Annotated in this window: 5 protein-coding genes and 1 pseudogene; 4 read left to right on the top strand and 2 right to left on the bottom strand. The window is 63.2% G+C overall.

All coding sequences use genetic code 11. The annotated features are described in order from the left end of the window. Positions 1-78: 78 nt before the first annotated feature. The 4 genes from AB0I53_RS22230 to AB0I53_RS22215 all read left to right on the top strand — a co-directional run bounded on the left by AB0I53_RS22230 (position 79) and on the right by AB0I53_RS22215 (position 2,130). The gene (locus AB0I53_RS22230; RefSeq protein ID WP_358605975.1) at positions 79-771 is read left to right on the top strand and encodes a type VII secretion system-associated protein; all 693 of its coding nucleotides are present in this window, start codon (positions 79-81) and stop codon (positions 769-771) included. A gap of 288 nt (positions 772-1,059) precedes the next feature. Then, positions 1,060-1,557 carry a DUF2975 domain-containing protein gene (locus AB0I53_RS22225; RefSeq protein ID WP_358502804.1) on the top strand — a complete coding sequence of 166 codons (498 nt, stop codon included), beginning with the start codon at positions 1,060-1,062 and terminating at the stop codon, positions 1,555-1,557. Next, positions 1,557-1,775: a helix-turn-helix transcriptional regulator gene (locus AB0I53_RS22220; protein WP_358502806.1), complete on the top strand. Its 219-nt coding sequence runs from the start codon at positions 1,557-1,559 to the stop codon at positions 1,773-1,775. The genes AB0I53_RS22225 and AB0I53_RS22220 overlap by 1 nt, the downstream gene beginning before the upstream one ends. Positions 1,776-1,839: 64 nt before the next feature. Further along, a complete protein-coding gene (locus AB0I53_RS22215) occupies positions 1,840-2,130 on the top strand; it encodes a PLD nuclease N-terminal domain-containing protein (RefSeq protein ID WP_358605972.1) in 291 nt (96 codons plus the stop codon). 18 nt (positions 2,131-2,148) lie between these two features. Here the strand turns inward: AB0I53_RS22215 and AB0I53_RS22210 are convergent. Both AB0I53_RS22210 and AB0I53_RS22205 read right to left on the bottom strand, forming a co-directional pair. Then, positions 2,149-2,277, bottom strand: a pseudogene (locus tag AB0I53_RS22210) (IS110 family transposase); the annotation flags it as partial. 275 nt (positions 2,278-2,552) lie between these two features. Next, the coding region (locus tag AB0I53_RS22205) for a hypothetical protein (protein ID WP_358605969.1) at positions 2,553-2,824 on the bottom strand (272 nt) is incomplete at its 5' end.

Below are 2,824 nucleotides of genomic sequence, written 5' to 3'. Positions count from 1 at the left end.
CGCCACACACGCACGCCCCATCGCGGCGGAGACATCCCCAACCAGACGAAGAAGCGATCAGCCGAGTGAGGAACCATCATGGATTTTGTGACTGAAACGGGCGAAGAGACCCAGGCCGAAGGGCGGCTGGAGAACTGGTTGATGCTTATGGACCCGTCCTGGGCTCCGGCGTCTGAGAACGAGGCGCCGCCGCTCGAAGCCGTGGTCGGGCTGTGGCCGGCGGAGGAGGGGGGCAAGCTCGGCAAGTTCCGGCCGAACCCGGAGTACGCGCCGAGCGATGAGAACTCGCCGTCGGATCCGTTGGACGCGGTGTTGCGGCTGGTGTTGCAGGGGCGTGCGGAGGTCGAGCACATCCAGCTGATGTTGCGGGACTCGCTGTTCGATATCGCGATGAACGGTGATGGGCGTCCGCTGGTCACCAAGTCTCCTGACGACGTGCCGTGCGTGGTGGTCGCGACCGGCGAGCCGCACCGGCAGCGGATCAGCTCGCCCGACTGGCTGCGGATCGATCTCGACGAGCTGGTCGTGCTGCTCGCGGACGGGGTGGACGTGTTGTTCAATCCCGCGGGGCCGGCATCGGTGCGGCTCACCGGGGACTTCATGCGTGAGACGTTGATGCTGGACGACGAGCAGGTGGCCGAGCTGTATGCGAACCATCAGGACGTGACCGGCCTGCGCGTGATGTCGTGGACGCTCGAGGAAAGCACGCCCGGTGAGAGCGAGTCCAGCGAGAAACCCGTGTCGGACGAGGGCGCCGAGACCGCGCGGTGATGCGGGACACTTCGCCCGCCGATTCGTCCATAATGGACTAGTGCCGGTGGGCGCCTAGGTGCTTCACTCGGGCGAACCTCGTCCGGGTGCGGTAGAAGGGACGCGGTCTTCATCGTTGACACCGCGGCAGAAGTAGCCGGATGCGCTCGCTCGAACCGGTCAGATCTTTCTCCTGGCGCGGGGACGTGGAAGCGGTGCGCGGCTGGCGTTCGGGTCCTGACCTCGCCAACGGTCGAGCGTTGATCCCTATCGATTGACAATCGATAGGGATCAATCGATAATCAATGCATGTCTCGGTCGATTGTCATCGTTCTCCAGGTCCTCATCGCCGGAGCATTCGCCGCTGGGTTGTTCGCCCAGTTTGTCGTGATACCGGCGACCGCTGCCGGCGAAGTCGCGCTGTTCCCTCCCTACGAGTCCGTGCGGGTGCCCCTGGTCACGGCGGCGATCGTCTTCATCGCATGCCTTCAGGTCGCGCTGGTGACGGTGTGGGCATTGCTGCACCGGGCGGGCAAGGGGGCCGTTTTCGAGCACGGCGCGCTCGCCTGGGCGAATGTGACGATCGGCGCCCTCTTTGCCGCTGCTGTCGTGCTCGCTGGCCTGTTCGTGTATGTAACGTTCGCGGACATCCCCTCTCCTTCGGATGGGATGGAGCTCATCGGTTTGTGGCTGGGCTCTGCGGTGGCCACACTCGCCGCGACCGGGGCAGTCCTGCTGCTGTTCGTGGGACGGCACTTGTTGCGCAAGGCGATTGTGCTGCGCAGTGAGATGGACGAGGTCGTCTGATGGCGATCGTCGTCGATCTCGATGTCCAGCTCGCCAGGCGGAAGATGTCGGTGGGTGAGTTCGTTGAGGCCGTGGGCATCAGCGCGGCGAACGTGGCCGTGCTGAAGAACGGCCGTGCGAAAGCCGTCCGCTTCACCACGCTCGACGCGATCTGCCGAGTGCTCGAATGTCAGCCAGGTGACCTGCTGCGCTGGGTTCCCGACGAGTCCACCGCGTGAAAACGCGGGACCGGCTCCATCAACAGCTATGTACACAATGGATTGGTTGAAAGGAAGCACCTCGATGATGCTCGCGGCGGCCGCCCAGGCTGCCCAAGGATCTGGGCCGCTCTGGGGTGGCGCCAGTGTGCTGCTGATCGGAGCGATCGTGCTCGTGTATCTGCTGCTCGTCGTTGGCGCGCTGTTCGGTGTTTTCCGCAGCGACAAGGGTTTGGGGACGAAGCTCGCGTGGTTGTTGCTCGTCGCCTGCGTGCCGTTGTTCGGTCCGCTGTTGTGGTTCCTGATGGGGTGGAAGCCGCGGCTCGGCCACCACGGTGCCAGGGCTGGGCTCCCTGTGAATGTGGAATCTCAATGACCGTGTCAAGTCGCAGTGCTAGCGGGATTGAGGCGAGGTGGAGGTGAACAGCCGTCCGTCGCGCAGCAGGGCCCAGAGCACGTCGACCAGTCGGCGGGCCAGGACGAACAAGGCCCGGGTGTGGATCAGCCGTTCGCCGCGTTCTTGGGGCTCTTCTGCCATATCCGTGGGGTGAGATTAGGGCAGGGGACGGGGCATTGCGCCGGGCGATCGGGGGATATGCCGGATGCCACCGCGGCAACAATAGTGATACCAGACGGGCACACCGAGCCCGTCCTGCACCGAACCGGGATTACGATCGCGCGACTGATCGGCACTGCGGTGGTGGCTTCGCCGGCAGTCGTACGGTCTGGGCTGTGTGGGCACCGGTTTCTTCGTCCTTAATGGATGGTTTGCTGTCTGTGCTCGCCCGTGAAATTCGCTCAGTCGGCGGGTTCCTCTTTTACATTGTTGTGTGTCTTTTTGAAGAGGTCGACATAGTCGTCGCCGTAGTCTGCGATGATGGTTCCGTATGGGTTGGCGAGGATGTCGAATGCGTTATCTAGGACTATGAATACCATGATGGACTGAGAGCGCAAGCGTCCGGTGTTGGTGGGCATACTTAGTACGACAACGACAGGTTGTGATGTTGATGTCTTTTGTTGTGACTGGCCCGAGCACGGGCCTGACTCGCTAACCGCCACCTTGACCAATG

It is taken from the genome of Saccharopolyspora sp. NPDC050389, assembly GCF_040655595.1.
Lineage (GTDB): Bacteria > Actinomycetota > Actinomycetes > Mycobacteriales > Pseudonocardiaceae > Saccharopolyspora.
This window is presented reverse-complemented; position numbering and strand designations above follow the sequence as displayed.

Bases quoted from the DNA above. Each gene is read 5' to 3' on its own strand.
- AB0I53_RS22230 (WP_358605975.1), top strand. From the start codon at position 79: ATGGATTTTGTGACTGAAACGGGCGAAGAGACCCAGGCCGAAGGGCGG.
- AB0I53_RS22225 (WP_358502804.1), top strand. From the start codon at position 1,060: ATGTCTCGGTCGATTGTCATCGTTCTCCAGGTCCTCATCGCCGGAGCA.
- AB0I53_RS22220 (WP_358502806.1), top strand. From the start codon at position 1,557: ATGGCGATCGTCGTCGATCTCGATGTCCAGCTCGCCAGGCGGAAGATG.
- AB0I53_RS22215 (WP_358605972.1), top strand. From the start codon at position 1,840: ATGATGCTCGCGGCGGCCGCCCAGGCTGCCCAAGGATCTGGGCCGCTC.